The organism is Kitasatospora purpeofusca, assembly GCF_034043715.1.
Taxonomy (GTDB): Bacteria; Actinomycetota; Actinomycetes; order Streptomycetales; family Streptomycetaceae; genus Kitasatospora; species Kitasatospora purpeofusca_A.
On record NZ_JAXCLC010000016.1, the window covers coordinates 58,558 to 83,249 of the forward strand.

24 protein-coding genes and 1 tRNA gene are annotated in these 24,692 nt (G+C 73.8%); 19 read left to right on the plus strand and 6 right to left on the minus strand.

All coding sequences use genetic code 11. The annotated features are described in order from the left end of the window. Nucleotide 1: 1 nt before the first annotated feature. Nucleotides 2-694: a response regulator transcription factor gene (locus SM793_RS11305; protein WP_030305055.1), complete on the plus strand. Its 693-nt coding sequence runs from the start codon at nucleotides 2-4 to the stop codon at nucleotides 692-694. 143 nt (nucleotides 695-837) lie between these two features. Here the strand turns inward: SM793_RS11305 and SM793_RS11310 are convergent, their stop codons facing one another. Next, nucleotides 838-1,452 (minus strand): DUF461 domain-containing protein, encoded by a 615-nt coding sequence (locus SM793_RS11310; protein ID WP_320437973.1) that lies wholly within the window; start codon nucleotides 1,450-1,452, stop codon nucleotides 838-840. A 413-nt stretch (nucleotides 1,453-1,865) separates the two neighbouring features. Between SM793_RS11310 and SM793_RS11315 the strand changes: the two genes are divergently transcribed. The 7 genes from SM793_RS11315 (at nucleotide 1,866) to SM793_RS11345 (ending at nucleotide 9,154) form a co-directional block, all read left to right on the plus strand. Then, entirely contained in the window at nucleotides 1,866-2,348 is a 483-nt protein-coding gene (locus tag SM793_RS11315; RefSeq protein ID WP_030244332.1) for a CarD family transcriptional regulator, read from the plus strand. Nucleotides 2,349-2,606: 258 nt separating this feature from the next. After that, nucleotides 2,607-3,365 (plus strand): 2-C-methyl-D-erythritol 4-phosphate cytidylyltransferase, encoded by a 759-nt coding sequence (ispD, locus tag SM793_RS11320; RefSeq protein ID WP_234325942.1) that lies wholly within the window; start codon nucleotides 2,607-2,609, stop codon nucleotides 3,363-3,365. After that, nucleotides 3,355-3,855, plus strand: a complete 501-nt coding sequence (gene ispF, locus SM793_RS11325; protein ID WP_320437974.1) for a 2-C-methyl-D-erythritol 2,4-cyclodiphosphate synthase — start codon at nucleotides 3,355-3,357, stop codon at nucleotides 3,853-3,855. Before ispD ends, ispF begins: the two co-directional genes overlap by 11 nt. A gap of 198 nt (nucleotides 3,856-4,053) precedes the next feature. Further along, the gene (locus tag SM793_RS11330) at nucleotides 4,054-4,449 is read left to right on the plus strand and encodes a PPOX class F420-dependent oxidoreductase (RefSeq protein WP_320437975.1); all 396 of its coding nucleotides are present in this window, start codon (nucleotides 4,054-4,056) and stop codon (nucleotides 4,447-4,449) included. 198 nt (nucleotides 4,450-4,647) lie between these two features. Beyond that, nucleotides 4,648-6,042 (plus strand): cysteine--tRNA ligase, encoded by a 1,395-nt coding sequence (gene cysS / locus SM793_RS11335; RefSeq protein ID WP_320437976.1) that lies wholly within the window; start codon nucleotides 4,648-4,650, stop codon nucleotides 6,040-6,042. 140 nt (nucleotides 6,043-6,182) lie between these two features. Further along, nucleotides 6,183-7,178 carry a 23S rRNA (guanosine(2251)-2'-O)-methyltransferase RlmB gene (gene rlmB / locus SM793_RS11340; RefSeq protein WP_320437977.1) on the plus strand — a complete coding sequence of 332 codons (996 nt, stop codon included), beginning with the start codon at nucleotides 6,183-6,185 and terminating at the stop codon, nucleotides 7,176-7,178. 203 nt (nucleotides 7,179-7,381) lie between these two features. Continuing rightward, entirely contained in the window at nucleotides 7,382-9,154 is a 1,773-nt protein-coding gene (locus SM793_RS11345) for a DoxX family membrane protein (RefSeq protein ID WP_320437978.1), read from the plus strand. Nucleotides 9,155-9,355: 201 nt separating this feature from the next. Here SM793_RS11345 and SM793_RS11350 read toward each other — a convergent pair whose 3' ends face one another. From SM793_RS11350 to SM793_RS11360, 3 genes are all read right to left on the minus strand, one after another. Beyond that, nucleotides 9,356-10,135, minus strand: coding sequence for a nucleotidyltransferase family protein (locus tag SM793_RS11350; RefSeq protein ID WP_320437979.1), 780 nt, complete (start codon nucleotides 10,133-10,135; stop codon nucleotides 9,356-9,358). A 141-nt stretch (nucleotides 10,136-10,276) separates the two neighbouring features. Further along, nucleotides 10,277-10,720, minus strand: a complete 444-nt coding sequence (locus SM793_RS11355) for a hypothetical protein (protein ID WP_320437980.1) — start codon at nucleotides 10,718-10,720, stop codon at nucleotides 10,277-10,279. Between the two features lie 199 nt (nucleotides 10,721-10,919). Next, complete coding sequence (locus tag SM793_RS11360; protein WP_320437981.1) at nucleotides 10,920-12,011, minus strand: sn-glycerol-3-phosphate ABC transporter ATP-binding protein UgpC; 1,092 nt, start codon at nucleotides 12,009-12,011, stop codon at nucleotides 10,920-10,922. A gap of 320 nt (nucleotides 12,012-12,331) precedes the next feature. Between SM793_RS11360 and SM793_RS11365 the strand changes: the two genes are divergently transcribed. Further along, nucleotides 12,332-12,405 (plus strand) — tRNA-Thr (locus SM793_RS11365). An 85-nt stretch (nucleotides 12,406-12,490) separates the two neighbouring features. Here the strand turns inward: SM793_RS11365 and SM793_RS11370 are convergent. After that, nucleotides 12,491-13,288, minus strand: a complete 798-nt coding sequence (locus SM793_RS11370; RefSeq protein WP_320437982.1) for a hypothetical protein — start codon at nucleotides 13,286-13,288, stop codon at nucleotides 12,491-12,493. A gap of 205 nt (nucleotides 13,289-13,493) precedes the next feature. Here SM793_RS11370 and SM793_RS11375 point away from each other — a divergent pair, with 205 nt between their 5' ends. The 3 genes from SM793_RS11375 (at nucleotide 13,494) to SM793_RS11385 (ending at nucleotide 15,832) form a co-directional block, all read left to right on the plus strand. Beyond that, a complete protein-coding gene (locus SM793_RS11375) occupies nucleotides 13,494-14,861 on the plus strand; it encodes an MFS transporter (protein ID WP_320437983.1) in 1,368 nt (455 codons plus the stop codon). 51 nt (nucleotides 14,862-14,912) lie between these two features. Continuing rightward, a complete protein-coding gene (locus tag SM793_RS11380; RefSeq protein ID WP_320437984.1) occupies nucleotides 14,913-15,149 on the plus strand; it encodes a hypothetical protein in 237 nt (78 codons plus the stop codon). Nucleotides 15,150-15,280: 131 nt separating this feature from the next. Continuing rightward, nucleotides 15,281-15,832, plus strand: a complete 552-nt coding sequence (locus SM793_RS11385; protein WP_320437985.1) for a methylated-DNA--[protein]-cysteine S-methyltransferase — start codon at nucleotides 15,281-15,283, stop codon at nucleotides 15,830-15,832. A gap of 19 nt (nucleotides 15,833-15,851) precedes the next feature. Here SM793_RS11385 and SM793_RS11390 read toward each other — a convergent pair whose 3' ends face one another. Next, the gene (locus SM793_RS11390) at nucleotides 15,852-16,937 is read right to left on the minus strand and encodes an ATP-grasp domain-containing protein (RefSeq protein ID WP_320437986.1); all 1,086 of its coding nucleotides are present in this window, start codon (nucleotides 16,935-16,937) and stop codon (nucleotides 15,852-15,854) included. Between the two features lie 380 nt (nucleotides 16,938-17,317). Between SM793_RS11390 and SM793_RS11395 the strand changes: the two genes are divergently transcribed. The 7 genes from SM793_RS11395 to SM793_RS11425 all read left to right on the plus strand — a co-directional run bounded on the left by SM793_RS11395 (nucleotide 17,318) and on the right by SM793_RS11425 (nucleotide 24,689). After that, nucleotides 17,318-18,745 carry a family 2B encapsulin nanocompartment shell protein gene (locus tag SM793_RS11395; protein ID WP_320437987.1) on the plus strand — a complete coding sequence of 476 codons (1,428 nt, stop codon included), beginning with the start codon at nucleotides 17,318-17,320 and terminating at the stop codon, nucleotides 18,743-18,745. Between the two features lie 93 nt (nucleotides 18,746-18,838). After that, nucleotides 18,839-19,507: a hypothetical protein gene (locus SM793_RS11400; protein ID WP_413815927.1), complete on the plus strand. Its 669-nt coding sequence runs from the start codon at nucleotides 18,839-18,841 to the stop codon at nucleotides 19,505-19,507. After that, nucleotides 19,507-20,349: a carbon-nitrogen hydrolase family protein gene (locus SM793_RS11405; RefSeq protein ID WP_320437989.1), complete on the plus strand. Its 843-nt coding sequence runs from the start codon at nucleotides 19,507-19,509 to the stop codon at nucleotides 20,347-20,349. The genes SM793_RS11400 and SM793_RS11405 overlap by 1 nt, the downstream gene beginning before the upstream one ends. Next, nucleotides 20,346-21,284 carry a TIGR03621 family F420-dependent LLM class oxidoreductase gene (locus SM793_RS11410; RefSeq protein ID WP_320437990.1) on the plus strand — a complete coding sequence of 313 codons (939 nt, stop codon included), beginning with the start codon at nucleotides 20,346-20,348 and terminating at the stop codon, nucleotides 21,282-21,284. The genes SM793_RS11405 and SM793_RS11410 overlap by 4 nt, the downstream gene beginning before the upstream one ends. A 32-nt stretch (nucleotides 21,285-21,316) precedes the next feature. Continuing rightward, nucleotides 21,317-22,966, plus strand: coding sequence for a carbamoyltransferase (locus SM793_RS11415; protein ID WP_320437991.1), 1,650 nt, complete (start codon nucleotides 21,317-21,319; stop codon nucleotides 22,964-22,966). Beyond that, nucleotides 22,963-24,027, plus strand: a complete 1,065-nt coding sequence (locus tag SM793_RS11420; protein WP_320437992.1) for a nicotinate-nucleotide--dimethylbenzimidazole phosphoribosyltransferase — start codon at nucleotides 22,963-22,965, stop codon at nucleotides 24,025-24,027. Before SM793_RS11415 ends, SM793_RS11420 begins: the two co-directional genes overlap by 4 nt. Beyond that, entirely contained in the window at nucleotides 24,024-24,689 is a 666-nt protein-coding gene (locus SM793_RS11425; RefSeq protein ID WP_320437993.1) for an HAD family hydrolase, read from the plus strand. Before SM793_RS11420 ends, SM793_RS11425 begins: the two co-directional genes overlap by 4 nt. Nucleotides 24,690-24,692 lie beyond the last annotated feature (3 nt).

Consider the following 24,692-nt stretch of genomic DNA (forward strand, 5'->3'; position numbering starts at 1 on the left):
CGTGACCCGAGTACTGGTGGTCGAGGACGAGGAGTCGTTCAGCGACGCTCTCTCGTACATGCTCCGCAAGGAAGGCTTCGAGGTGGCCATCGCCGCCACCGGCCCCGACGCCCTGGAGCAGTTCGAACGGAACGGCGCCGACCTCGTCCTGCTCGACCTGATGCTGCCGGGGCTGCCCGGCACCGAGGTCTGCCGCCAGCTTCGGGTCCGCTCCAATGTGCCGGTGATCATGGTCACCGCCAAGGACAGCGAGATCGACAAGGTGGTCGGGCTGGAGATAGGCGCGGACGACTATGTCACCAAGCCCTACTCCACCCGTGAGCTGGTCGCCCGGATCCGCGCGGTGCTGCGCCGCCGCGGCGAGAACGAGGGCCCCGGCGACGGCGGCGGCCCCGGCGCCCTGGAGGCGGGGCCGGTCCGGATGGACGTCGACCGGCACGTGGTGACCGTGGACGGCGCCAAGGTCGACCTCCCGCTCAAGGAGTTCGACCTGCTGGAGATGCTGCTGCGCAACGCCGGCCGGGTGCTCACCCGGATGCAGCTGATCGACCGGGTCTGGGGCGCGGACTACGTCGGCGACACCAAGACGCTGGACGTCCACGTCAAGCGCCTGCGGGCGAAGATCGAGCCGGACCCGGGCGCGCCGCGCTACCTGGTCACGGTGCGTGGCCTCGGCTACAAGTTCGAGCCGTAAACCGACCGGTTCGTGCCGTGAGCCGGCAGTGCCGGCCCCGAACCCAGGCGAACGCCCCCTCCGGATCCCTCCGGAGGGGGCGTTCCCCTTGTGCGGCCCTGTGGGTGCGGCTCGCGGTGCGGCCCTGTGGGTGCGGCCGTGACTCAGTGGGCGGCCGGAGCGGTCGTGCCCGCGGCCGGAGCGGCCGGGGTGGTGGCGCCGGTGGCGGGGGCGGTGGCCTTCGGCGGCACGGCCGCCGGGGCGGCGGTCGGGCCGAAGCCCTTGTAGAGGCCCTTGTTCGGGCTGACCTGGGCCTCGGCCTCGAGCTTCTCGTGGTTCCTGAACCCGAACGACGCGGGCACGTAGCCGCCGACGCTCACGGTGGTGGAGGCGATCCTGGCGGTCGGGCCGCCCGGGCCGCCGAGCAGCACCGCGCCGCCGGCCGGGACGACGATGGCGGGCAGGGCGGCGCCCTTGTCGTCGGCGAAGGTGGCGGTCGCCCCGTCGCCGACGGTGACGGACTGCAGCTCGAGCGCCTCGGTCCCGCTGTTGCTGATGTTCACCGTCACGTTGGCGGGACCGGTGTGCTCACCCGAGGACTCGTCCGCGGTGACCACGACGATGTTGTTCAGGCGGATGTCGGTGCCCAGGGTCGCCGACGCGTTGTCGGGCTTGACCTCCAGGGTCTCCGGGGTGTTCCCGGCGGCACAGGAGGACAGCGAGGCGATGGCGAGGGCGGCGATGGCGGCGATGCCGCCGCGTCGAAGGCTGCGGCTCACGGCGGCGGCTTCTCCTAGGTCACGTGTCGATAGGTCAGGTTCAGATTATCGACCACGCTTATGCCGTCCTCACGGGGTGGTCCCTTCGGGTCACGATCCACCCGCCCGGACCTCCGGACGGCGGCATGTCCGCGTGTTCAGGTCAATCAACGACCAAGATCGGATCACGATCGGGAAACGGCCCGATAAACGGTGAAAACCCAAGATCAAATCATGGTTTCGGGAGCGTTGCCAGAGGTTTCGGCAGGCAGTGGAACCGCCTCCGACCTGCGGGAAGCTCTCCTCGAACACCGGTCGCAGCACGTCATGGGGGTCCTTGTCAAGCCCCGAGACCGGCCCTGACCTGCGAAAACGCCCTTCGGGTGCGCCGAAAAGCGTGTTATTCTGGAAAGCCACGGAAGGGGTCCTGTCACATGACGTTCAAGGTTGGCGACACGGTGGTCTACCCCCATCACGGGGCCGCACTGATCGAGGCCATCGAAATTCGCCAGATCAAAGGTGTGGACAAGACCTACCTGGTGCTCAAGGTGCAGCAGGGAGACCTGACGCTCCGCGTGCCCGCCGAGAACGCTGAGTTCGTCGGCGTGCGCGATGTGGTCGGCCAGGAGGGTCTGGACCGGGTCTTCGAGGTGCTTCGCGCACCGTACACCGAAGAGCCGACCAACTGGTCCCGTCGCTACAAGGCTAATCTCGAGAAGCTCGCCTCGGGTGACGTTATCAAGGTCGCCGAGGTTGTGCGCGACCTGTGGCGTCGCGAGCGCGAGCGCGGCCTCTCCGCCGGAGAGAAGCGCATGCTCGCCAAGGCGCGCCAGATCCTCGTCAGCGAGCTCGCGCTGGCGGAGAACACCAACGAGGACAAGGCGGAGACGCTGCTCGACGAGGTGCTCGCCTCGTAGCGGCCGTCCGCTCCACAACGCTCACAGCGCCCGATGCCGGCGCGCCGCCCACCGGACCGACGGTCCGTGGGTGGTGCAGTGGCACTTCGGGCGCTGAGGCGTGTCCGGACGACGCCCCCGCACCCGACGGCCTGGCCGGCCTCGGGTCTGCATGACCGTTTCTGCTGATCTTGCGGGCGGAAGACGGTGGTGCTTCGGAAGGGGTCCGCGCCCGTCGTGCACGCCATGGCCATACCCACTTCGCCGAAGGAGTGAAACCTGAACGCCACAGGAGCAATCGCAGCAGCAGTGGTGCCCGCCGCCGGCCGCGGTGAGCGGCTCGGACCCGGCGCCCCCAAGGCCCTGCGTGACCTGGGCGGCGTGCCGCTCCTGGTGCACGCGGTCCGGGCACTGACCCGCAGCCGGGCGGTCGGCCTGGTCGTGGTCGCGGCGCCCGCCGACGGTGTGGCCGAGGTGGTCGCCCTGCTCGACAGCCACGGTCTCGAGGGCAAGGACATCAGGGTGGTGGCCGGCGGGGACACCCGGCAGGAGTCGGTCCGCCTGGGGCTGGCCGCCATCCCGGCCGAGGTCGGGATCGTGCTGGTGCACGACGCGGCCCGGCCGCTCGTCCCGGTGGAGGTGGTGGACGCGGTCGCGTCCGCCGTCCGGGCCGGGGCCGAGGCGGTGGTGCCGGCGGTGCCGCTGGCCGACACCGTGAAGCGGGTCGAGCCCGTCCGGGGCGGGCCCGAGCCGGTGCTCGACACACCCGACCGGGCCACTCTGCGCGCGGTGCAGACCCCGCAGGGCTTCCGCCGGGACACCCTGGCCGAGGTGCACGCCAAGGCGCTGGCGGAGGAGTCGGCGGGGGCCGAGGGCGGTCTGCCGCCGGTCACCGACGACGCCGGACTGGTGGAGCGCTTCGGCGGCCGGGTGGTCGTGGTGCCCGGTCACGAGGAGGCCTTCAAGGTGACCCGTCCGCTGGACCTCGTCCTCGCCGAGGCCGTGCTCGCCCGCCGGAGGGCCGCCGATGCCTACTGAGCCGCACACCCCCGTACTGCCCCGGGTGGGCGTCGGCACCGATGTGCACGCCTTCGAGTCCGGCCGCCCGCTGTGGGTGGCCGGGCTGGAGTGGCCGGACGCCGAGGTGGGCCTGGCCGGGCACTCGGACGCCGACGTGGCCGCGCACGCGGCCTGCGACGCGCTGTTCTCGGCCGCCGGGATCGGCGACCTGGGCGCCCACTTCGGCACCGACCGCCCGGAGTGGGCCGGCGCGTCCGGGGTGAAGCTGCTCGGCGAGGCGGCCCGGCTGGTGCGCGAGGCCGGGTTCGAGATCGGCAATGTGGCGATCCAGGTGATCGGGATCCGGCCGAAGATCGGCAAGCGCCGGGCGGAGGCGCAGGCCGCGCTCGGTGCCGCGGTCGGCGCTCCGGTCTCGGTCTCCGGCACCACCACCGACGGGCTCGGCCTCACCGGCCGGGCCGAGGGCCTCGCCGCGATCGCCACCGCCCTGGTGTACGAACGGCGTTGACCCGCCCCGTTGCTCGTCGGCGGCGGTGGCCCGGCGCCGGACCGGGGCGCCCGCAGCGGAAATAGACCGGGGGTGACGGGTGTTCAACACCCTTTGCCGGAGCCCGAATCGCTACTCTTCGATGCGGGTTCGACCCGATGCGGGTTCGCCCCAGCAGTCGCCTTTCCACCGCCGCTCGACGAGAAGAACGAGGTCCCGATGGCCGCACACCTCTCCGACCAGGCCAAGGCCCTGGTCGACGACAAGAGCTTCGCCGTGATCACCACCCTCCAGCCGGACGGCAGCCCGCAGTCCTCCGTGGTCTGGGTGAAGCGCGACGGCGAGGACATCCTGTTCTCCACGGTCGAGGGGCGCCGCAAGCACCTCAACCTGTTGAAGGACCCGCGGGTCTCGCTGCTGATCAACCCGCCGGAGAACCCGTACACCTACCTGGAGGTCCGCGGCGAGGTCTCGCTGACCCGGGAGGGCGGCCGGGAGCTGATCGACGAGCTGTCGCTCAAGTACCGCGGCGAGGCGGCGTACGGCTTCGACGGCCCGGAGGACGTGCGGGTGGTCGTGCGGCTCACCCCGCGGAAGGTCGTCGGCTCGATCTGAGCCCACCGCGCCCACCGGGAGCGGAGCGGCGTCCCGGGGAGGCCCCTCGGGACGTCACCCGGGACACTGCCCGGGACACTGCTCGGGACGGCACCCAGGGCGTCACCCGGGACGTCACGCGGCGGAAAAGCATCCGCCGCGGTCTTGACATTTCGGAATGTCGCGAGGCACCCCCCGCTGCCCACTACGCTTGACGCTGTGAGCATTCGCCTGTACGACACCAGCACCCGCCAGGTACGCGACTTCGTCCCGCTTGTACCGGGTTGTGTCTCGATCTACCTGTGCGGCGCTACCGTCCAGTCGGCGCCACACATCGGGCACATCCGGTCCTACCTCAACTTCGACGTGATGCAGCGGTGGTTCGCCTACCGCGGCTACCAGGTCACCTTCGCCCGGAACGTCACCGACATCGATGACAAGATCATCGCCAAGGAGCGCGAGCTCGGCACGCCGTGGTGGCAGATCGCCTACGAGAACGAGCGTGCCTTCAACGACGGTTACGACGCGCTGGGCTGCCTGCGGCCGACCGTCGAGCCCCGGGCCACCGGACACATCCCCGAGATGGTCGCGATGATGCGCGGACTCATCGAGAAGGGCCACGCCTACGCGGCGGAGGGCAACGTCTACTTCGACGTGAAGTCCTACCCCGACTACCTCGCGCTCTCCAACCAGAAGCTGGAGAACCTCCAGCAGCCCAGCGGCGACGGCGAGACCGGCAAGCGCGACCCGCGCGACTTCGCGATGTGGAAGGCGGTCAAGCCGGGTGAGCCCAGCTGGGACACCCCGTGGGGCAGAGGCCGTCCGGGCTGGCACCTGGAGTGCTCGGCGATGGCCCACAAGTACCTGGGCGAGGCCTTCGACATCCACGGCGGCGGTCTCGACCTGATCTTCCCGCACCACGAGAACGAGATCGCCCAGTCCAGGGCCTTCGGTGACGACTTCGCCGGCTTCTGGGTGCACAACGCCTGGGTCACCATGGCCGGCGAGAAGATGAGCAAGTCCCTCGGCAACTCGGTGCTGGTCTCCGAGATGGTCCGCCGCTGGCGGCCGATCGTGCTCCGCTACTACCTGGCCGCCCCGCACTACCGCTCGATGATCGAGTACAGCGAGGAGTCGCTGCGCGAGGCCGAGGCGGGATTCGGCCGGATCGAGGGCTTCATCCAGCGCGCCGTGGAGCGCTGCGGCACGGTCGACGCGGCGCCCGAGGTACCGCCGGCCTTCGCCGAGGCGATGGACGACGATCTGGGCGTGCCGCAGGCACTCGCGGTCGTGCACACCGCCGTCCGCCAGGGCAACAGCGCCCTCACCGCGGACGACAAGGAGAACGCGGTGGCGCGATTGGCCGAGGTCCGTGCGATGCTCGGAGTACTGGGACTCGACCCGCTCGACCCGCAGTGGGCCGGGGCGGAGCGCGGTGAGGACCTGCACGGCGTCGTCGACTCGCTGGTCCACCTGGTGCTGGAGCAGCGCCAGGCGGCGCGGGCCCGCAAGGATTTCGCGACCGCGGACGCCATCCGCGACCAGCTCGGCCTGGCCGGGCTGGCGATCGAGGACACCCCGTCCGGCCCGCGCTGGACGATCAACAGCCAGTAACCCCCGGGTGACCGAGGGGTGAGCGGTGGGCCGTACCGGACCGGTGCGGCCCTCCCGCATGACGGAACGCATGCCGTCGACCGCACCGGCCCGAGCCGGCGCGGTCGGCCATGCCGGACAGACAGACAGGAAGTACAGCCATGGCCGGCAACAGCCAGCGCAGGAACCGCCGCAACCCCGGGTCGAAGAAGGGCGCGAGTGTCGGTACCGGCGGCCACAGCCGGAAGGCACTCCAGGGCAAGGGCCCGACGCCGCCCGGAACGGAGCGCAAGGGTCACCCGAAGCAGCGGGCCGCCAACGCCGCGGTCAAGCGTGAGCGGGACGCCAAGGCCCGCGCCGGCATGCGCCGGGCCGGCGGCGGCGGCCGGGGCGGCCGCGGCGGCGCCGGCTCCGCCGAGCTGGTCTTCGGCCGCAACTCGGTGGTGGAGGCCCTGCAGGGCGGCGTGCCGGCCAACGCGCTCTACGTCCAGCAGTTCGTCGACACCGACGACCGGGTCCGCGACGCCTTCCAGGCCGCCAACGACCGGGGCATCCCGCTGATGGAGGCCCCGCGCCCGCAGCTGGACCAGATGACCGGTGGGATGAACCACCAGGGCCTGGTGCTCCAGGTCCCGCCGTACGAGTACGCCCACCCCGACGACCTGCTGGCCGGGGCCGCGGACTCCGGCGACGACGCGCTGATCGTGGCGCTGGACGGGGTGACCGACTCCCGCAACCTGGGCGCCGTGGTCCGTTCCGCCGCCGCGTTCGGCGCGCACGGCGTGGTGATCCCGGAGCGCCGGGCGGCCGGTATGACCGCCGGTGCCTGGAAGACCTCCTCGGGCGCTGCGGCCCGGCTGCCCGTCGCCCGGGCCACCAACCTGACCCGCGCCCTGGAGGCGTACCAGAAGGCCGGTCTGACCGTGGTCGGCCTGGCCGCCGACGGCGCGGCCGAGATCGGCGACCTGGAGGTGCTGACCGGGCCGGTGGTGATCGTCGCGGGCAGCGAGGGCAAGGGCCTGTCCCGGCTCGTCGCGGAGACCTGCGACGTGCTGGTGCGGATCCCGATGTCCGGGCTCACCGAGTCGCTGAACGCCGGTGTCGCGGCGGGCGTCGTCCTGTACGAGGCGGCCCGGCTGCGCCGCAAGGTCGGCTGACCCTCCGGTCCGGCCGGCGGTAGCCGCACACCGCGGGGGCTCGGCGCAAGGCGTTCTCCGGAACCGCCCACCGTCCGCCCGCAATCAATGGAAAGCGATCGGATCCGCCCGGATCCGATCGCTTTTCTCATGATCACTTCAAGGGGACTCCCGATATCCACTCGGGAGAGTGTCCTATCCGGGTGTCACCCGGTTAGACGGGCGTGGACACCAGAACACCTCGGCGCCCGCTCCTGGGCGGTGGCAGCACCGCGATAGACGCGGGCCCCGGCCTCAACACCGTCAAGGTGCCGTCGGACCCCTCACGGCTCAGCAGCACCCAGGCGAGCTTCCGGCTCCGGCTCGGCACCCCGGTGGCGCCGCTGATCGACGCCCCGGCCGGACTGCTGTCCACCGGCGCCGCGTTCGGCGACCCGTACGGCACCCAGGGCCTGATCCGCCGCCCGTCGGTCACCCCGCAGGTGGTCGTCCCGGCCGGCGACGTCTCGGCGCTCGCCGGGGCGCCGCCGCGCCGCAAGGGCCGGGTCACCCCGGTCACCTGGACCGGCGAGGCGCGGCCGGACGACGTCGCGGCCACCCGGCTGCTGGAGGCCGTCCGGCTGGGCGGCGTCCCGGCCGGGGTCGGCGGACGCGGGGGAGGCCGCTCCGGCGGCTCCCTGGCGGACGCGGACACCCAGCTGGTCCCGACGTACGGCGGGGCCCGGACGGTGCCGCGCCAGCCGCGCGAGGGCGACGGCACCGCCACCGAGGGCGGCGTCGGCCCGGTCGGCGCGCCGCAGGGCTGGACGCCCAGCGGTGAGCTGCCCGAGGTCTCGGCCGCCGGGGCCGAGGGCAAGCAGCCCTGGTACCCCGGCCGCCGGGTGGACCTCGGCCTGGTGCTGCTGCCGCTGCGCGCGGTGCTCGGCTCGCTCTCCGTCTACGCCGGGTTCAGCAAGCTCTGCGACCCGGTGTACTTCGACGGCGGCGAGCGCGGCTCGATGATGCGCTGGCTGTCCTCGCTGCACCCCTGGAAGGTCGCCGAGCCGCTGCTGTCCTTCGCCATGGCGCACCCGGTCGGCTCCGGACTGGTGGTGTCGTTCACCGAGATCGTGGTCGGTGTGCTCACCGTCCTCGGGCTCTGGCAGCGGCTCGCGGCCGGGGCGGCGATGGCGCTGTCCGCCGTACTGCTGTTCACGGTGAGCTGGCGGGCCGTGCCGGTGTACGACACGCCCGACCTGATCTTCCTGGCCGCGTGGAGTCCGCTGCTGATCGCCGGGGCGCCGTTCGCCTCGCTGGACGGGCGGCTCAACCTGGAGGCCTGGCGGCGGTACGGCGCGGGCGCGCCGGCCGCGCTGCGGCGCCGGGTGCTGCGGCGCGGCGCCGTGGTCACCGCGGCGGTGGTCGGTCTGACCCTGCTGCTCGGCTCGATGCTGGGCGGGGCGGTCCGTACCGGCGCCCGGCCGCACCCGGCGCCGTCCCGGCCCGCCACCGACTTCGGCACACCGGTCTGGCCGAGCGGCGGGCCGTCGGTGACCCCCGGTGGCAGGAGCCCGGCCGGTTCGGCGCCCTCGCCCGCGCCGTCCCGGCCGGCCCCGCCGAGCGCCGCGGCCACCACCCCCGCGCCGTCCGGCCCCCCGACCTCGCCGAAGGCGGCCCAGGCCACCCCGAGCGGCAAGGCGAAGCCGTCGGCCAAGCCGGAGACCGGCGCGGCCCCCTCGGCCGCTCCGGCGGCCTCCGCGCCGCCGGCCGCACCGGCCCCGGCCGGGTCGACGCCCGCGCAGCGCGCCACTCCCGCCGCCCCGGCGGCCGGGACCGGGACGGCGCCCAAGCCGGCCCCGAGTACCGGGACCGGGACGGGCGGTACCCCGACCGGGACCGGCGGGGCGTCACCGGGCGGCTCGGGACTGCTGGGCGGGGTGCTGGGCAGCGCGCCGCTGGCCGAGCTGTCCGGCGGCGGCGCCCGCGGTTCCCGTCCGGAGCCGGCCACGGCGACCTGACGGGCGGGCCGGGCGAACCGGTCCGGGAACGGCGACCGGCCGGGTGCTCCGTGGGGGAGCACCCGGCCGGTCGCCGTTGTGCGCGGAGCACGTCGGTGGAGCAGGCCGGTGGAGCAGTCGCGCCGGAGCACCGCGGCGCGGAGCACTCGCATCCGGAGCACCGCGGCGCGGAGCACGTCGGGGCCGCTCCGCCGGGCCGCCCTACTGCGGGGCGCGGCCGGCGCCCCCGGCGAGCTCCTTGGCGGCCTCGGTGAGGTCCTTCGCGGTGTCGATGGCCCGCCAGTAGACGCCCTGCGGCAGCTGGTAGCCGGCCAGCCGCTTGCCGCGGGCCAGCTGCGGGAAGGTGGTCCGCTCGTGGTCGCCGACGTCCGGCAGCAGCTCGGCGAAGTCCGGGCCGAAGACGTAGAGGCCGGCGTTGATGAGGAACGGCGAGGGCGGGGCCTCGATGAAGTCGAGGACATTGCCGAACTGGTCGGTCTCCACCGCGCCCCACGGGATCCGCGGCCGGGCCAGCGCGAGCGTCGCGACGGCGCCCCGCTCGTGGTGGAAGGCGGCCATGTCGCGCAGGCTGAACCTGGTCCAGATGTCGCCGTTGGTGGCATACCAGGGCTCGTCGGGGCGGGGCAGCGCCTTGGCGGCGTACTTGAGGCCGCCGCCACGGCCGAGCGGCTCGGCCTCGACCACCGTGCGGACCCGCAGCGGCAGGTCCGCCTTGTCGAGCCAGTCCTCCAGCACGTCGGCCAGGTGCCCGCAGGAGACGACCGCGTCGGTGACGCCCTCGGCGGCCAGCCAGGCGAGCTGGTGGCCCAGGATCGGGGTGCCCGTGCCCGGGATCTCGACCAGCGGCTTGGGGCGGTCGTCCGTGTAGGGGCGCAGCCGGGAGCCCTGGCCGCCGGCCAGGATGACGGCCTGGGTCACCGGCACCGGGCCGATGGCGGGAGCTGGCGGGGGAGTGGCCGTGGGGCCGGAGTCAGCGGTCATGGCTGAACAATAGGCGCGCCGGGGCCGGACGAGCGGTCGTCCGATGGCCCGGTGGCCGTCGTGGGACGGTCCGCCGACGGGTCCCGGGGCCCGGGTGGCTGTCGGGTTCCCGGGGCGGCTCCCGGGCGGCTCCCGGCTCGGTCAGCCCGCCGCGCCGGCGGCGAACGAGCCGTCGCAGACCGGGCGGGCGAAGGTCCGGGCCCGCTGGACGTCGCCCTGGTACTTGCGCACCGCCGCCTTGCCGAGCTCACCGGCGAGCGAGCTGCAGTAGGGCGTGAGCCCGGGCTGCTCGCGCATCGCGCGCTCCAGCAGGTCGAGCGCGCTGCCGGGGTTGTGGGCCCGCAGCTCGTCCATGAGCGCGACGCGCAGCGCGTCCTGCGGGGGGAGCCCGTCGGACGTCCGGGGGGTGGTGGCGGCCCGGCCGATCCCCGCGCCGTCCCCGCTGGACGCCGCCACGACCTGCTGGTCCAGCGACGTGGGCGGGGCCCACGGGACCCTGGTCACGGCGAGGGTGCCGGTGGTCACGAGGACGACGGGGAGGGTGAGGGCGACGGTCTGGCCGATACGGCGAACTAGCTGCTTCACGCACAGGAGAGTAGCGGTGGGTAGGGCCCGGATCGCCCTCCGTTACACCATCGAGTGACACGGTGTCCTGGTTCGTCCCGTCACCGGGTTGACGCCGTCATCCGTCGGAGTGGCCCGGAACGGCGGGAGCCCCGCCGGACCGTGACGGTCGGACGGGGCTCCGCGCGGCGGGCGGTGGCCCGGCTGGGCTCAGCTGGGCTCAGCTGGAGAGGCGGGCGCCGGTGCTGCTGGAGAACACGTGGGTCTCGTTGGCGACGGGCACGACGTGGATCGTCTCGCCGCGGGCCGGGATCTGGCGGCCGTGCACGCGGACGACCAGGTCCTTGTCCTCGCCGCCGATCTTGGTGGTGCCGTAGACGAAGCCGTCCGAGCCGAGCTCCTCGACCACGTTGACGGTGACCGCGACGCCCTCGATGCCGCCGCCGGGGACGATCTCGAAGTGCTCGGGACGGATGCCGACGGTCACGTTCTTGTCGGTGCCGGCGCCGGCCAGGTCCTCGCGGGAGATGTTGACGACCGAGCCGCCGAACTTCACGCCGCCGTCCACCAGCGGCACCTCGACCAGGTTCATCGCGGGCGAGCCGATGAAGCCGGCCACGAAGAGGTTGGAGGGCCGGTCGTACATGTTGCGCGGGGTGTCGACCTGCTGCAGGACGCCGCCCTTGAGGACCGCGACGCGGTCGCCCATGGTGAGCGCCTCGGTCTGGTCGTGGGTCACGTAGACGGTGGTGATGCCCAGCCGGCGCTGCAGGCCGGCGATCTGGGTGCGGGTCGAGACCCGGAGCTTGGCGTCCAGGTTGGACAGCGGCTCGTCCATCAGGAAGACCTGGGGCTCGCGGACGATCGCGCGGCCCATGGCGACGCGCTGGCGCTGGCCGCCGGAGAGCGCCTTCGGCTTGCGCTCCAGGTAGTCGGTCAGGTCGAGGATCTTGGCGGCCTCTTCGACCTTGGTGCGGATCTCGGACTTGTTGACGCCCGCGATCTTGAGCGCGAAGCCCATGTTCTCCGCGACGGTCATGTGCGGGTACAGCGCGTAGTTCTGGAACACCATCGCGATGTCCCGGTCCTTCGGCGGCAGGTGGGTCACGTCGCGGTCGCCGATGCGGATGGCGCCGCTGTTGACGTCCTCCAGACCGGCCAGCATGCGGAGGCTGGTGGACTTGCCACAGCCGGAGGGGCCGACCAGGACGAGGAACTCGCCGTGCTCGATCTGGAGGTCCAGCGCGTCGACCGAGGGCGCGGTCGCCCCGGGGTAGACACGGGTCGCCTGGTCGAACGTCACAGAAGCCATGGCTGTGCTCTCCTTCACCGGCAGGAACGTGCCGGACGGTCCGAGTAAAGGGTGGGGGATTGCCAGTCGGCCGGTTCCCAGAGTGGTCTGAACCTCTGTACGAACCGGCTCCGGGCGACGCTACCTGCGTGTACGCCGCTTGTCAGCCCCTCGACAGCCGGATTTCGGCATCGGTTCCATCACGCCGGCCTCCTCCGCCGGCCTGCTCCGGCCCGCCACCGCGCCCGCTGCCGCCCGACCCCGGATATCCCCCCACCGCCCGCTCCCCGCCCGGTAGACTGCCCCCGGTGCCGCCGTGATCCGTCGCGGACGGTCACCATGCCTCCTTAGCTCAGCTGGCCAGAGCACCGCTCTTGTAAAGCGAAGGTCGTCGGTTCGAATCCGACAGGGGGCTCCGCAGGCCCTCGACGAGGCCCCCCGGCACGCGGCCGGGGGGCCTTCGTCGTTCCCCGGCGCGCGGTCGTCGGGCCCCTGGGCCGTCAGGGCAGGCGGCGGCGGGCGGGGCGGAGCTGACGGAGGGTGTGGTCCGGGGTGTGGGTGGTGAACAGCTCGGCGGCGCGGCGGTAGGAGAGCCGGGCGCGGTGGGTGTGGGGGCAGCGGTCGGCGGCGGGGGTGGTGGCCGGGGCGCGGCGGTCGGTGAGCAGGAGCGGGCCGGCGGTGCGGCCGGCGAGGTGGAGCGGAAGCAGTCGGGCGGTGCCGGCCTGCCAGGTCAGGGGAGGGGCGGTGGGGTGGGTGCGCCGGTGCGGGAGGTCGAGGTCGTCGACGTCCAGGGCGAGCACGGTCTCGACGGGGGCGCCGCTCTCGTGGAGGAGGCGCCAGAGGAGTTGTTCGCGGAGCGGGACGCGGAGGGCGAACAGGGCGCGCAGCTGCTCGGCGGTGAGCGGGGCTGGGCCGGTCCCGGGAGCGGGGAGCGGGAGGGGGCGCAGGCCGTCGGCGGGGTCGGTGAGGATCCAGCCCCGGGCCCGCCACCAGCTGAGGGCGGCGCGCAGGGTGGACAGTTCGCGGTTGAGGGTGCGCGGGTCCGTCCCGGCGCTGCGGCGGTGGACGGCGGTCCGCAGCCGGTCGGCGGCCGAGGGGTGGTCGAGCAGGGCGAGCGGCAGGACGGGCGGCCGGGCGCGGCGCCGTGCCGGTCCGGCCGGGACGGGGCGGTCGGCGAGCGCCCAGGCCCAGGTGTCCAGGGCGATCCGGTAGACGCGGCGGGAGCCGTCGCCGAGTCCGGCGGCGGCCAGGTAGCGCTCGACGGCGACCGCGTACTCGACCGGGGGCGGGGCGTCCATGCGGATACCTGCCTTCCGCAGTAAATGATGGTGCGGGGTCCTCGGGCGAGCATAGTGGCAAGCGCAGTAAATGGCAGGTGAAAGCTGTTTTCGGCACGGTTTACTGCGGTAGTCGGCTCGCGGTCGGAAATTGATATCTCAAGGCTCAATCTTTTCTCCGGAAAGCCTTGTCGGCCGCTTCCGCGAGTGGGCAGACTGGGCGCCCATGACAGGGGAGACGGACCGAGTCCCGGCCCGCCGTCGACGGCTTCCGGGCCGTCCGGCCGCGCTGGGCGAACGCGACTTCAGGTGGTTCTTCGTCGGCTACGCGACCTCGCTGGTCGGCTCCTCCATGGCGCCCGTGGCGGTGGCCTTCGCCGTGCTCGGCGACGGGGGCGGCGGGACGGAGCTGGGCTGGGTGATGGCCGCCCGGATCCTGCCGATCGTGCTGGTGATGCTGCTCGGCGGGGTGGTCGCCGACCGGCTGGGCAGCCGCCGGGTGATGCTCGCCGCGGACGTGCTGCGCTGTGCGGTGCAGGGCGTCTTCGCGGCGCTGCTGCTCACCGGGCACGCGCGGCTCTGGGCGATGGTGGCGCTGGTCGCCGTCTGGGGCCTGGGCGAGGGGGTGTTCCTGCCCTCGCTGGGCGCGCTGGTGCCCACGCTGGTCCGTCGGGAGGAGCAGCTGTCGGACGCCAACACCTTGTTGGGGCTGGCGCGTTCGGTGTCGACGGTGGCCGGTCCGGCGCTCGCCGGCGTGATCACGGCGGGTTACGGGCCGGGGGCGGTGCTGGTGATCGACGCGGTGACCTACGGGGTCGGCGCGCTCGCGCTGGCCCGGTTGTCCGTCGCCCCGCCGGGCGCGGCGGGTGCGAAGGCGGGCGCGGCGAGGGCGAAGGCAGGTGCGGAGGCCGGGTCCGACGACCGCGAGGGCTCGATGCTGACCGATCTGCGCAACGGCTGGGGCGCGTTCCGCTCCCGGCGCTGGCTCTGGGTGACCACCGTGCAGATGGGGCTGTTCAACCTGCTGGTCTGGGCGCCGTTCCTGGTGCTCGGCCCCCTGACCGCGCAGCGGGAGTTGGGCGGGGCGCGGGCCTGGGGCCTGGTGATGGGCGTGTACGGGGTCGGGGCGGTGCTGGGCGGGCTGCTGATGCTCGGGCGCCGGCCCGGGCGGCCGCTCGCGGTGGCGACGCTGGCGACCCTCGGCTGGGCGCTGCCCTCGGCCTCGCTCGCGGCGGGGCTGCCGCTGGGCTGGACGGTCGCGGCGGCGTTGGCGGCGGGCTCCGGCTCGGCGGTCTGCGGCTCGCTGTACGAGTCCACGCTGCAGCGCTGGGTGCCGGCCGAGGTGCTGGCGCGGGTGACGGCGTTCGGCGGGCTGGGCGCGTTCGTGCTGGGGCCGCTGGGCCTGGCGGCGGCCGGTCCGCTGGCCGACCGGGTGGGGGTACCGGCCGTGCTGGCCTTCGGCGCGGGGTGGCAGCTGCTGGCCGCGGCGGCGGTGCTGGCGGTGCGCGCCGTGCGCTGCCGGGGCTGGGAGGGGGAGCCGGCGGCCGACGCGGGGGTGGCGGGACCGGCCCGGTCCGCGGCGGGTGCCGGGTGAGGCGGGCGGTCGTACCGTGGGGGGTGTGGGGGCGAACGGAGGAGGCAGACCATGCCCGGTTCTCTCACCATCGGCCACCACGAGGCGGCCGCGTCGCTGGACCACACGGACGCCGTGCGGCTCGCGACCGTTCTGGACGAGTTCGCGTACCTGCTGGAGATCCCGGGGCCGAACCGGATCAACGACGCCCAGGTCGCCGCCCTGTGCGAGGGCGGGCCCGCCGACCGGGCCGAACTCGCGCGCTGGTCGCGGACGGTCGCCGCGGAGCTGAGGGGGCGGCGCCCCTGACCGCGGCCGCGCCGGGGCCTGCGCCCGGTCCGCCGTACGATGGCGCGCGGGCCGGGTGGCCGGTGCGTGTCCGGACGGACCCGGGCGGCACCACCGGCGCGGTGGACAGGGTGGACAGCAGGGGGGAAGGCATGGCGGGGAGTACGACGGCGCCGTTGTCCTGGCTGACGGTGGAGACGCCGCTGCCGAGCGGACCGCTGCACATCGCGGTCACCGCGCGGGGCGTGGCGGCGGTCGGCTACCTCGGGCGGGAGGGCGAACTGCCCCGCTGCACCGACGAGTCGAAGATCGCGGCGGTCACCGACCGGGTCGGCGAGTACCTGGCGGGCCGGCGGCGGGAGCTGGAGCTGCCGATCGACTGGAGCCTGAGCACCGGCCCGCACCGGGAGGTGCTGCGGACCCTGTTCCACGAGGTGCCGTACGGGCGGACCATCACCTACGGCGAACTCGCGGCCCGCAGCGGGGTGTTCGCCGGGGTGGAGGAGCCCGGCCTGGCGGCCAGGACGGTCGGGCAGATGATGGCCGCCAACCCCGTCGCCCTGCTGGTGCCCTGCCACCGGGTGGTGGCGGCGGACGGGATCGGCGGCTTCGGCGGCGGCCGGGTCGGGATCGACGTGAAGCGCTGGCTGCTGACCCTGGAAGGGGTGCTGGAGCCGACGCTGGACTGGAACGGGCCGCTGTAGCCGGTCTGGTGACGGTGGGTCAGTGCACCAGCTCGCCCGCCGGCCGGCCGTCCGGGGTGAACGGCGGCAGCCGGTGCGGCAGTACCGCCTGGATGCCGGACACCAGGGTGTACTCGATCCCCGCCGGGTCTCCGGCCCAGTCGGTGTCCGGGCGTTCGCCGAGTGCCAACTGCACCGCGTTCCAAGGGAGGTTGAGCCCGCACAGGCGCAGCTGGTGCAGTCCGCCGGAGGGGCGGGTGTTGACGTCGATGACCACCGGCTCCCCGTGCAGGTGGCGGAACTGCACATTCGAGAGGTAGGCCATGCCGGTGGCCTCGACCAGGCGGCGGGCCGGTTCGAGGTACCGCGGTTCGGTGGTGAAGCTGCGGCGGCGCCGGTGCTTGCTGCGGCCGACGGCGGCCAGCAGGGTGCCGTCCAGGTCGGCGAGGCAGTCCACGGACACCTCGGGGCCGTCGAGGTAGGGCATGACCAGCAGGTCGGCGGGGGTGCCGGGGGTCTCGCGGGCCGCCAGGTCGAGCGCGGCGGCCACCTGGTCGACCTGGACGCGGCTGTCCCAGCCGGCCAGCCGGTGCAGTCCGAAGGGTTCCCGGGTGAGCATCCGGAAGCCCTCCCCGCCGGCGCCGGAGGCGGGCTTGAGGCAGGCGGTGAGGCCGGCCGCCTCGATCAGGTCGACGGCGGCGACCAGTTCCTCGGCGGTGCGCACCAGCCACCAGGGCGGGGTGGGCAGTCCGGCGGCGGCGATCGCCGCGTAGCCGTCGGCCTTGCTGCCGAAGGCGGCGATCGCGGTGGCGGGCGGGCAGGCGAGGGCGGTGCCGACGGCTTCGAACTCGTGGCGGTGCAGGGATATCGCGAGCTGGTGCAGCCGGGGCACGAACACGTCGACGCGGTGGCGGGCGCAGTGGTCGAGGGCGTAGGCGACGTAGGCGTCGGGGGTGAGGTCGGCGGGTTCCAGGCCGGCGGTGTCGGCGGCGGCGAGGACGGGGGAGTCGGGGTCGACGTGGGTCGCGTGGACCCGGACCGCCCGCGGGGCGGCGTGCAGCTGTTCGATGAAGAACACGTTCTCGGCGTACGTGCGGTTGAGCCACACGGTGACGGGGGCGCTCAAGGGGGCTCCCAGGGCAGGGGGTGAACGAGCGGGAGGCGGGAAGGGCTGTGGTTCGGCCGCATTCGTCCTGGCTCCGTGGCCCTTTGAGGTGGCACCTTAGCGGCCTGTCGAACGGGCCCGAACGCGGGGTGGGTCCGGCGTGGGTCCGCGCGCGGGTCCGTCGCGCACCGACCGAGGGGGCGAACCGGACCGTCCCGTTCCGGAACGCACTGGATCACCTGATCGATTCAATATCGATCAGACATTCTATTCGTACTATTTTTTCGGTTATTCCGACCACTCGAAAGAGTGATTGCGGCAGCCCTCCGAATGGGCCCACCATGATTGTGGCAAGTTGCAAGGCGAAACTTCATCGGGTACGGGTACGCGAAGGGCTTCCTATGTCGACCGAAACCAACGCCGGTATTCCTGCACCGGGCGGTGGAGCGCAGACCCGGGACCAGCAGAGTCTCGCGACCGCGGCCGCGCGCAACCTGGCGACGACGACCAAGTCCGCGCCGCAGATGCAGGAGATCAGCCCCCGCTGGCTGCTCAGGACGCTCCCCTGGGTCCAGGTCTCGGGCGGCACCTACCGGGTCAACCGCCGGCTGCGCCACGCCGTCGGCCGCGGTCGGGTGAGCTTCGACCGGACGGGCAGCGAGGCCCGGATCCTGCCCCAGACCCTGCGCGAGGTGCCGGTCCTGCGGGGCTTCCCGGACGACGCGGTGCTGGCGGAGCTGGCCGGGCGCTTCGTCCAACGCGAGTTCTCCGCGGGTGAGGTCCTGGTCGCCGCCGGAGCGCCGATCGACGAGGTCCTCATCATCGCCTACGGGAAGCTCAACCGGTTGGGAACGGGCAAGTACGGCGAGGAGACCGTGGTCGGCACCCTGGCCGACGGCGACCACCTCGGCGACGAGGCGCTCCGGCAGGAGGGCGGCGACTGGCCGTACACCGTGCGGGCGGCCACCGCCGCCACCGTGCTGTCGCTGCGCTGGGCCGACTTCCAGGAGCTCGTCGACCGCTCCGACGCCCTCCAGCTGCAGATCATGGAGTACCTGGAAGGCTTCCAGCAGCCGCAGAACAAGCACGGCGAGGCCGCGATCGGCCTCTCCGCCGGCCACCACGGCGAGTACGAGCTCCCCACCGCCTTCGTGGACTACGAGCTCAGGCCGCGCGAGTACGAGCTCAGCGTCGCCCAGACGGTGCTCAAGGTGCACTCCCGGGTCGCCGACCTCTACAACCAGCCGATGAACCAGACCGAGCACCAGCTCCGGCTGACCGTCGAGGCGCTGCGCGAGCGCCAGGAGCACGAGCTCATCAACAACCCGGAGTTCGGTCTGCTCCGGAACGCCGACCACGAGCAGCGGATCCAGACCCACTCCGGCCCGCCCACCCCGGACGACATGGACGAGCTGCTGAGCCGCCGCCGCGGCACCAAGCTCTTCCTGGCCCACCCGAGGGCCATCGCCGCCATCGGCCGTGAGTGGAACCGGCGCGGCCTGTACCCGGACACCGTCGAGCTGCAGGGCCGCCAGGTCCTCGGCTGGCGGGGAGTGCCGCTCCTCCCGTGCAACAAGATCCCGATCACCGGTGGCGGTACCACCTCGATCCTCGCGATGCGCACCGGCGAGGACAACCAGGGTGTCATCGGTCTGCACCAGACCGGAATTCCGGATGAAGTCGAGCCGAGCCTTTCGGTGCGATTCATGGGAATCGACGAGAAGGCCATCATTTCCTACCTGGTGAGCGCCTACTACTCGGCCGCGATTCTGGTGCCGGACGCCGTCGGCGTGCTGGAGAACGTCGACATCGCCCACCGCCAGGACTGACCGGGTCGGCCGGGGCCGCCGGCGGGGGCGGGCCGCGGGGCCCCCCCCCCGGGGGGGCCCGCGTCCGGGGCGCCCCTCGACCGCCTGGGCGGCCTGGACCGGCTGGAGGCGCGGTTCAGCCGCGGCTACCCCGCCGGCGGGTTCCGCGCGGACCTGGACCAGCCGCTGCTGCGCGACATGGCGGTGCACGCTTTCGACACGAGCCGCAGGCTCACCGGGAGCGACGCGCGCTCCGTCTACTGCGACGCGCCCGCGCGCCCCGGCACCGGCTACCGCGGCCCGGCCGAGGCGACCGCCCTGTTCACCATGCTGGACGGCGCCCGCTTCCTCTACCAGGGCAGTTGGTCCGCCCCGGCGATGCCCACCGCCTGGAGCGGCAGCTGGCGGGCGACGGGCCCGCACGGCACCGCGACCTGGAACGGGGCGGGCACCGTCCGGCTGGCGCTGGTGAGCGGTGCACCGGCGCCCGCCCCGGGAGCGGGAGCTCGCCCCGAGCCCGACCCCGGCGCGGCCGGAACGGTCGTGGCCGAGGCCGACGACCAGGGCTTCGACCGGGACCCGATCCGCCAAGTGACGCCGCCGCTCGACGAGTTCCTCGACGCCCTGGCCACCGGCGCACCGGGCTGGGGCAGCGCCCTCAACAACCTCGCGACGATGGCGATGCTCGACGCCGCGATCGCGTCCGCGCGCTCCGGCACGCCCGTCGCGGTCGCACCGGTCGCAGAGGTCGCGGCGCGGCCCTCCGCCGGACCGGGCCGCTGATGCGCCTCGCCCTGGTGCAGAGCGCCGCCAGCCCCGGTGATCCGCAGGAGAACCTGCGTCGCGGGCTGGCACTGTGCGAGGAGGCCAAGGCCGGCGGCGCCGACCTGGTGGTCTTCCCCGAGCTGTGGCAGACCGGGTACGCCCCCTGCCCGGGCGACGCGGCGGGCGGGCAGCGCTGGCACGACCAGGCCACCTCGGTCGACGGTCCCTGGCTGGGCGCCTTCCGGGCGGCCGCGCGGCGCCTGCGCCTCGCCGTCGTCACCACCTTCGTGGAGGCACACAGCACCGGCCCGGGCAACGCGGCGGCCGTGATCGACGCGGCCGGCCGGGTCACCGACGTCTACCGGAAGGTCCACGTCTGCGACTTCGGCTGGGAACGGGTCTTCACCCCCGGTCCCGGGTTCACCGTCAGCACCGTGCGGACGGCCGCCGGACCGGTCAGGCTCGGGGTCATCATCTGCTTCGACCGCGAGCAGCCGGAGGCCTGCCGGGCGCTCGCACTGGACGGCGCGGAACTCGTCGTCTGCCCCAACGCCTCGCTGCTCTGCGACGACCGGATCGGACAGGTCAGGGCCAGGGCGTTCGAGAACTCGGTCGCGGTCGCGGTCGCCAACTACCCGCTGCCGCGGATGAACGGGCGCTCCTGCCTGTTCGACGGGCGGGCCGTGCACCGAAACCGGCCGCGCGACCACACGGTCGCGCTCGCCGACGGCCGCAGCCGGCTGGTCCTCGCCGACCTGGACCTCGCGGCCCTGCGCGAGTACCGCGCCGGCTCCATCTGGGGCGCCGCGCACCGCCGCCCCACCGCCTACGCCTCACTGACCCGGGAAGTGGCCCGATGACCCAGTCACCCGAGATCCGGCCGTTCCGCTTCGGCGTGCTCGCCGGCCGTGCCGCCGACGTCGCGCAGTGGGAGGAGCTGAGCCGGCGGCGCGAGGAGCAGGGGTACGGCTCCTTCCTCGTCCCCGACCATCTGAACCGCGAATGGGGCCCGCTGGTCGCCCTGACCCTGGCGGCGCGGGCGACCCACTCGATCGCCCTCGGTCCGCTGATGCTCGGGGCTGCGCTGCGGCAGCCGTCGGTGCTCTACAAGGAGCTGGCCACGCTCGACCTCGTCGCCCCCGGGCGCCTGGAGATCGGGGTCGGCGCGGGCTGGCTGGCCTCGGACTTCAGCCGGGCCGGCGTCGAGATGGCGTCCGGCGGCGACCGGGTTCACCAGGCCGTGGAGGCGGTGACGGTGCTGCGCCGGCTCTGGGAGGAGGGCAGCGTCAGCTTCGAGGGGCGCACGCAGCGGGTCCTCGACGCGGTCGGCGAGCCCCGGCCCGGTCCGGCCCGGTGGACGATGGGCGGCGGCGGCCCGCGGATGCTGCGCGCGGCCGCCGAGCTGGCCGACATCGTCTCCTTCTCCGCCCGGCTCTCCTCCGGCAGCAAGGACAACCGGTTCGGCCCGTCCGCCCTGGCGGCCGAGTTCGACCGGCGGGTGCGCTGGGTGCGGCAGGCCCGGCCGGGCGCGGCGGCACCGGAGTTCCAGTGCCTGCTCTTCGCCGCCTCGATCTGCGCCTCCAGTACCCGCTACGCCGAGCGGGTCCTCACCCACATGTTCGGCCTGCCGCCCGCCGAGGCGCTGGACTCTCCGCTGGCCCTGGCGGGCAGCGTGGCGGAGGTCTGCGAGCGCCTGGAGGAGCGGCGGCAGCGGTACGGGATCTCCTACTGGGTGCTCCCCGCCGCCCAGGCGGACGCCTTCGCGCCGGTGGTCGAGCGACTGGCCGGCAAGTGACCCATGCCCGACGAGAACGATCAGGAGGAACGTTGCGTGTCCTAGGACTGGGCGGATCACACCACGACTTCTGCGCCGCCCTGGTGGTGGACGGTCAGGTCGTATCGGCCATCGAGGAGGAACGGCTCACCCGGATCAAGATCGCCTACGGGCTCGGACCGCGGCTGCAGCGGTGCCTCGCGGCCGACTACGTGCTGCAGGAGGCGGGCCTGGGCGCCGACGAGGTCGACCTCGTCATCGCCAACGACTTCGTCAACCCCGTCTACACCCTCCGCCTGCGCGAGCGGGTGCGCTGGATGGGGCACCACCTCGCCCACGCGGCGAGCACCTTCTACACCTCGCCCTTCGAACAGGCCGCCGTGCTGGTCATGGACGGCCGCGGTTCGACCGTGGTCGAGCACGGGCAGCTGCACGGCGAGACGGTGACCTGCTACCAGGCCGGAGCGGGCGGTCTGGAGGTGCTGCGCGCGCAGCACGGCCGGGTCACCCTCACGGACCGGCGCTCCGAGGACCCCTACGAGGACTCGGTCGGCTGGATGTACGAGGCGGTGTCCAAGGCCATCGGCCTGTTCACCACCGGAGGCATGGGCGCGCCGGGCAAGACCATGGGGCTGGCCGCCTACGGGACGCCGCGCTACGTCGCGCGACTGGGCGGGTTCTTCCGGCTCTCCTCCGGCGAGTTCCGCCAGTCCACCGCCGAGCAGATCGCCATGCGCTCCTTCATCGACCGGGAGCTCGCCGAGGCCGGGGGCGCCGCCGAGCTGGCGGCCCGGCGCGCCGACCTGGCCTACGCCGTCCAGCACCAGACCGAGCGGATCGTGATCGAGTTCGCCCGCTGGCTTCACCGGCGCACCGGTCTGACCGACCTCTGCCTGGCGGGCGGGGTGGCCCTCAACAGCGTCGCCAACTTCAAGCTCCTGTCGGAGACGGGCTTCGAGCGGGTGCACGTGGTCCCGGCCGCGGGCGACGGCGGCACGGCGCTCGGCTCGGCCCTGTACGGCTACCACGAACTGGGCGCGAACCCGTGGAAGCCGGCGGCGGGGCCGTTCTCCCCCTACCTGGGGCGCGCCTACGGGGCGGACCGGATCGAGGCAGCGCTCGCCGCCGAGTCCGGACGGCTGCGCATCGTGCGCCCGGACGACCTGTCCGCCCTGGTGGCTCGCGAGATCGCCGACGGCGCGATCGTCGGCTGGTTCCAGGGCCGTTCGGAGGCGGGCCCGCGGGCCCTGGGTAACCGCAGCATCCTCGCGGACCCCCGGGAGCCGGGCATGAAGGACCGGATCAACGCCCGGGTCAAGCACCGCGAGGCCTTCCGGCCGTTCGCCCCGATCGTCCTGGAGTCCCGCCAGGCCGAGTACTTCACCACCGCCGTCCCGGCCCCCTACATGCTGATGGTCCCGGACGTGCGACCGCAGATGCGCGCGGTCATCCCGGCCGTCACCCACGAGGACGGCTCGGCCCGCCTCCAGACGGTGCTGCCGGAGCTCAACCCGCGCCTGGACGCCCTGCTGCGGGCCTTCGACGACCGCACCGGCGTCCCCGTGCTGCTCAACACGTCGTTCAACGACAACGAGGAGCCGATCGTCGAGACGCCCGAGGACGCCGTGCGCTGCTTCCTCAAGACCCAGATCGACGTCCTGGTGCTCGGTGACCTCGTCGCCTACAAGACCGCGGCCCCGTGACCGGCGGGCCGGCCTCGATCGACGCGCTCTGCGCGCTGGTGGGACCGACGGACCCACAGGCGGGCCGGCTCGGGGCGCTGCGGCTGCGGACCCTGGCCCGCCCGCACGGTGCGCTCGGCCGGCTCGACGACCTGGTGCCCAGGATCGCGGCGATCCGCAGCGACCCGGACCCCGGGCCGCTGCCCGCGCTGGTCAGCGTGCTGGCGGCCGACCACGGGGTGGCCGGGCAGGCCGTCTCGGCCCTGCCGCAACCCGCCGGGGGGCGGATGCTCGCCCTCGTGCGGTCCGGGCGGGCACCACTGAACCTGATCGCCGACCGGGTGCCCGCTCGGGTCGTCAGCGCCGACTTCGGCCTCGTCGAGCCGGTCGGCGAGGCAGAGTTCCGGATCGGCCCGGGCACCGGGGACATCTGCCTGCGCAACGCGATGACGCCCGCCGAGGCCGAACGCGCGGTGCTGAACGGCGCCCGGTTCCTGCGCGGCCAGCTGGGTGTGGAGACCGCGGTCGCGGTCGGCGAGATCGGGGTCGGCAACACCACCGCGGCCGCCGCGCTGACCGCACGGCTGCTGGTACTCCCGGCGGCCGAGGTTGTGGGAGCGGGGTCGGGCATCGCCCCGGCCGCCGTGGCCCGCAAACTGACGCTGGTCGAACGGGCGCTGGCCCGCACCGAGGGCGGGCCGGCGGCGGACCCGCTGGCGCAGCTCGCCGCCCTGGGCGGCTACGAGATCGCCGGGAACGTCGGAGTGATCCTCGCCGCCGCGGCGGCCCGCCGGGTGGTCGTCCTCGACGGGTTCATCACCGCCGTCGCCGCCCTGATCGCGGTCCGGCTCTGCCCGCCGGCCGGCCGCTACCTGGTGGCCGCCCACCGGTCGGCGGAGCCGGGCCACCACCCGCTGCTGCAGGCGCTCGGCCTGGACCCGCTGCTGGACCTGGGCCTGCGGCTGGGCGTGGCGAGCGGCGCCGCCCTCGCCCTCGGCCTGGTCAACACCACGCTGGAGCTCGCCCACCGGACGCCGCGCGCCCGTGACGTGGGCCTCGCCCTACCCGCGGAGGACCGATGAACCACCCGGCCGCCGGACCGGCGGGACCGCACGGGGTCGTCTTCGACCTCGACGGCACCCTGCTGGACAGCTGGCAGGTCCACGAGCACTGCCTGCGCGAGGCCGTCCACCAGGTCACCGCGTCGCCGCCGGGCCGTGTCGGCCTCTGGCGGGCCCAGCGGCCGACCGACCTCGAAACCCTCGGCGAACTGGTCGGCACCGACCGGGCCGAGCAGGCACTGTCGGCCTATCACACATTTCTCGTGCGGGAATTGACGACTCGTCACATACTGCCGATGCCCGGGGTCGAGGCGGCGCTGGCCGGGCTGCGGGCTCGCGGGGTCGCGGTCGGCGTCTGCACCGGACGGTCCCGGGAGGACGCGCAGGCCCTGCTGACGGCCGCGCGGCTCGACATCCCGCTGCTCGTCGCCCGCCAGGACGCGCCACCCAAGCCCGCCCCGGACGCCCTGCTGCTCGCCCTTCGACGCCTGGGCCCGGCCCACCACGACGTGCTGTTCGTCGGTGACAGCGAGTGGGACCGGTCGCAGGGGCGGGCCGCGGGCGTCCGCACCCTGATCGTCGGGCGGGCCGGCCTGCCCGACGAGCTGGCCGCCGCGAGCTGGCCCGCAGGCACCCATCCAGCCGCTGCCGCCGCCTCCAGCAGCGCCCCCAATCCCCACTGAGAG